2 protein-coding genes and 2 pseudogenes are annotated in these 4,212 nt (G+C 56.1%); 1 reads left to right on the forward strand and 3 read right to left on the reverse strand.

Annotated features, from left to right (window positions below; all coding sequences use genetic code 11):
* Nucleotides 1-65: 65 nt before the first annotated feature.
* From HMPREF2884_RS05205 to HMPREF2884_RS09460, 3 genes and pseudogenes are all read right to left on the reverse strand, one after another.
* Nucleotides 66-557 (reverse strand): YajQ family cyclic di-GMP-binding protein, encoded by a 492-nt coding sequence (locus HMPREF2884_RS05205; RefSeq protein ID WP_070615254.1) that lies wholly within the window; start codon nt 555-557, stop codon nt 66-68.
* A gap of 240 nt (nt 558-797) precedes the next feature.
* Nucleotides 798-2,288, reverse strand: a complete 1,491-nt coding sequence (locus HMPREF2884_RS05210; RefSeq protein WP_070616151.1) for a catalase — start codon at nt 2,286-2,288, stop codon at nt 798-800.
* A gap of 129 nt (nt 2,289-2,417) precedes the next feature.
* A pseudogene (locus HMPREF2884_RS09460) lies at nt 2,418-2,996 on the reverse strand (Fur family transcriptional regulator).
* Nucleotides 2,997-3,289: 293 nt separating this feature from the next.
* On the opposite strand from HMPREF2884_RS09460, the pseudogene htpX reads away from it, so the two are divergent.
* Nucleotides 3,290-4,170: pseudogene (htpX, locus tag HMPREF2884_RS05220) on the forward strand (zinc metalloprotease HtpX).
* Nucleotides 4,171-4,212 lie beyond the last annotated feature (42 nt).

The raw sequence follows: 4,212 nt of genomic DNA on the forward strand, positions 1-4,212 counted from the left end.
TACCAAAAAACTGGTAACCGCCCCGCCTTAATAGTGCACTGATGCCGCGTGCACAGCAGAGGTATCTAGCGATAATTCACGAACTGCAGGTCAACCTCAAGGTCAGCGGACTTGAGCATTGCAATGACTTCCTGCAGGTCATCGCGGGACTTGGAGGAGACGCGCAGCTCATCGCCCTGGATGTTTGCCTTCACGCCCTTGGGGCCCTCTTCGCGGATCATCTTGGAGATCTTCTTCGCCTGATCCTGCGCGATGCCTTCCTTGATGGAGCATTCGATGCGGGTTTCCTTGCCGGATGCGTAGGGCTTGCCGGAGTCCAGGGACTTGAGGGAGATGCCGCGCTTGACCAGCTTGGACTGGAAAACGTCGAGCACTGCCAGGGCGCGCTCTTCGGCGTTTGCCTTGATGAGAATCTTGTCGCCGGAGTAGTCGATTTCTGCGCCGACGCCGCGGAAGTCGTAGCGCTGGGAGATTTCCTTCTGCGCCTGGTGCAGGGCGTTGGATACTTCCTGCTTGTCGACCTTGGAGACAACGTCGAACGAAGATTCGCTAGCCATGGGCTTTCCTTTCGTGAATGAGGTGCTACTGGCACCGGTTAGTACTAGCCTACCGGGTTGGGGGCTCTTGTTCACAGCTAACTATCAGAAATACGGGCCTGTTTTTTGGAGAGGGTTGTAATCCTGCAAACGGGTTAAAAATATGGGGCCGGTGACTCCATCTCACTGAAAGTCACCGGCCCCATGCTGCAGCCGTGCGTCATGTTCTCGAATCTACAGGGGAACAGACGCTGCCGTATCTTACGAACCAGATGCGGCGGCTGCCACGGCCTCGCGAACGCGAGAACCGAGCTCAGGGTGAACGCTATCCCAGTATTGGAACGCGCGTTCACGAATCTCGTCGGAACGAACAGCACCTACGTGACCGGAGATGTTGCTGATCAGGCGTTCACGTTCTTCGTCGTTCATGGTTACCTCGTAGAGGGTGCGTGCCTGCGAGAAATCATCGTCATCCGGACGCAGGGTGTAGGCGGTGCGTACCAACTCGCCATCAGACTCCCAGCTGCCTTCGCCAGCGCGCTCCGCATCCGCATGCGGACCGCCCAGGCTGTTTGGTGCGTAAGTGGGAACGGAGGGGTCGTTGAAGTTGTAGCGCATCGAACCGTCATGTGAATAGTTGTTCACCGGCGCCGCGTGGGGTGCGTTCACCGGCAGCTGCGCGAAGTTGGTGCCGATGCGGTAGCGATGCGCATCCGGGTAGGAGAAGATACGACCGAGCAGCATCTTATCGGGTGAAGCCGCGATACCGGGCACAAAGTTCGAGGGGGAGAAGGCCGCCTGCTCGATCTCGGCGAAGAAGTTCTGCGGGTTGCGATCCAGCACCATGCGGCCCACCTTGATCAGCGGGTAATCCGAGTGCGGCCAAATCTTCGTCAGATCGAAGGGGTTAATACGGTAGGTCTTCGCGTCCTCGTAGGGCATAATCTGCACGTAGAGCGTCCAGGCGGGGTAGTCGCCACGCTCGATAGCCTCGCGCAAGTCGCGGCGGTGGAAGTCAGCATCCTTGCCCGCCATTTCATCGGCCTGAGCCTGGGTGAAGAACTCGTTGCCCTGCTCGGTCTTGAAGTGGTATTTAACCCAAAAGCGCTCGCCTTCGGAGTTAATCCACTGGTAGGTGTGCGAGCCGAAGCCATCCATATGGCGCAGGGTTCGGGGCAGGCCGCGGTCTCCCATCAGCCAGGTTACCTGATGCGCCGATGCCGGATTGAGGCTCCAGAAATCCCACTGCATGTCGTTATCGCGCAGACCCGAACCGGGCATACGCTTCTGCGAGTGGATAAAGTCGGGGAACTTGATGGCATCGCGAATGAAGAAGATAGGAGTGTTATTACCTACCAAGTCGTAGTTGCCTTCGGTGGTGTAAAATTTTACCGCGAAACCGCGGGGGTCACGCCAAGTATCGGGGGAACCGGATTCGCCAGCCACGGTCGAGAAACGAATCAGTAGCTCGGTTTTAACGCCCGGCTGAAAGAGCGCCGCACGGGTGTACTGCGAAACATCTTCGGTGGTTTCAAAGTAGCCGTATGCGCCGGTTCCCTTTGCGTGCACCACACGCTCGGGCACACGCTCACGGTTGAACTGAGCGAGCTTTTCAACAGCGTAAGCATCGTGCAGAACGATGGGACCATCGGCGCCCACGGTGAGCGAATGATCATCTGAAGCTACCGGCGTGCCAGTGCTCGTGGTGGTGTAAGAACCGGGATGAATGGGGTTCTGCGGGGTCTGATACATATTTGCTTCTCCTTGTGTTTTTGGTGATGCTATGTGGTTTTCGACGAGCATTCTTCCTGTTTTAGGGTGCAACTAACGAACACCAAGGCGCTGTTTCACGCCCGGAGTAAGGTGTTGGAATGTGGTTCGTTAGTGCTGAACGCTCGCTGCGGCTTGCACCTGGCTGTTCGCCAGTTCTGCTTCTGCCTCAGTTTGACAGTCTGCTCAGACGCCTCGATACAGTACATCTGCGCTGATAATCGCCATGCCGTGGAAGTCGTTGGGAGTTAGGCAGGGCGCTGAGCCGACAGCGCAGTCTACATCCTGAACTTTTCCGCAGCGAATGCAGAATGCGTGGTGATGGTTATCGCCCGTGCGTGTCTCGTAGAGCCTCGGGGTTCCCGGGGGCTCAAACTTACGCAGCATGTCGATATTCGTTAGATCCGTGAGGATCATATACACCGACTGCACGGTAATGGTAGGAATCTCTTGCCGCACAACGGTAACTATTTCCTCGGCATTGGCATGGGGATGAGCCTGAACCGCACGTAGAACAGCAAGCCGCTGTTTCGTGACCCTGCGCCCCTTAGCGCGCAAGTTTTGCGACCAAGATTCCGTGAGAAGTCCGGTCGCGGATTCTGCTGCCAACGGTAGCACGCCGGTGTGGGAGCATCCGTGAAGAGGGTGCTCGGGTTCCGGGTGTGCGTTCGTATCTAGGGGTTCGGTCATGAACAATACCCTACCGTTAATCTGACTTTTTCACAATTACAATTACGATAAATTCATAATAAGAGCCGTGTTTGGGGTACTTTCACCATGACACTATGTCGCTAAAACCGCGAATTTCTGGGAGATAACAGAACATCCTGAGACTTCACGTGACCTTGCTCGTATTCGATGAACCTGTGGATGCGAGAATACGAAATACACGCTGGTGGCGAATCTGGATGTCTGCCTCATATATATCCCGTGTGCTGTAATCTAATACGTTCACGGCAACACGATTTCTAAAGGTATACGCAATGCACAAACACTATAACGGGCTTAAGACCGCCCTTCTGCTGGGCGGCATGGTCGGTCTGCTGATGCTTTCGGCGGCGGCCTTTCAACATACTTCCGCAGCTCAATTTTTATCTGGGGTTTCGCCCTTGTGAGCTTGGGTACCGTTGCATATTCATACTGGAACTCCGATAAACTCGCGCTGCGTTCCATGAACGCCTACGCCGTTACCCGCGAGGAGGTTCCGGTTCTGTATGACATTGTCGAGGAACTTTCCTCGCGCGCCGCTCAGCCTATGCCGCGCCTATATGTGGCACCCACCCAGACTCCAAACGCCTTCGCGACTGGGCGCGATCCGCGCAATGCCGCCGTCTGCTGCACCGAGGGTATCTTGCAGCTTCTTGACGAACGCGAAATGCGCGGCGTTCTTGGGCACGAGCTCATGCACGTCTACAACCGCGATATTCTTACAAGCTCGGTGGCAGCCGGTATCGCAACCCTGATTACGGCGGCGGCACAGATTGTTGGTTTTGGCTCCATGATGGGCGGGAACCGTGAGCGCGGCGGCGGAAACTTTTTGAGCATAATCCTGATGTCGCTTCTGGCTCCCATTGCTACGGCGGTTATTCAGATGGCTATCAGCCGCACCCGCGAATACGATGCCGATGAAGACGGTGCAAAGCTTACGGGCGATCCGATTGCGCTTGCCTCCGCCCTGAATAAGTTGGAGAAGGGTGTCTCGCTCTACCCAATGGATCCCAAGAATCAGCAGGTTGTGAATACCTCGGCCTCTATGATTGCGAACCCCTTCGGTGGCCTGAAGAACCTCATGTCTACTCACCCACCGATGGACAAGCGCATCGCCCGCCTGCAGCAGATGGCGCGCGATAACGGTCAGCTATAAAACCTGCGTACGTGTTTGTCTTATAGATGGAAGGCGGGGCGG

This window comes from Rothia sp. HMSC073B08 (assembly GCF_001812975.1).
In the GTDB taxonomy this organism is placed as follows: Bacteria; Actinomycetota; Actinomycetes; order Actinomycetales; family Micrococcaceae; genus Rothia; species Rothia mucilaginosa.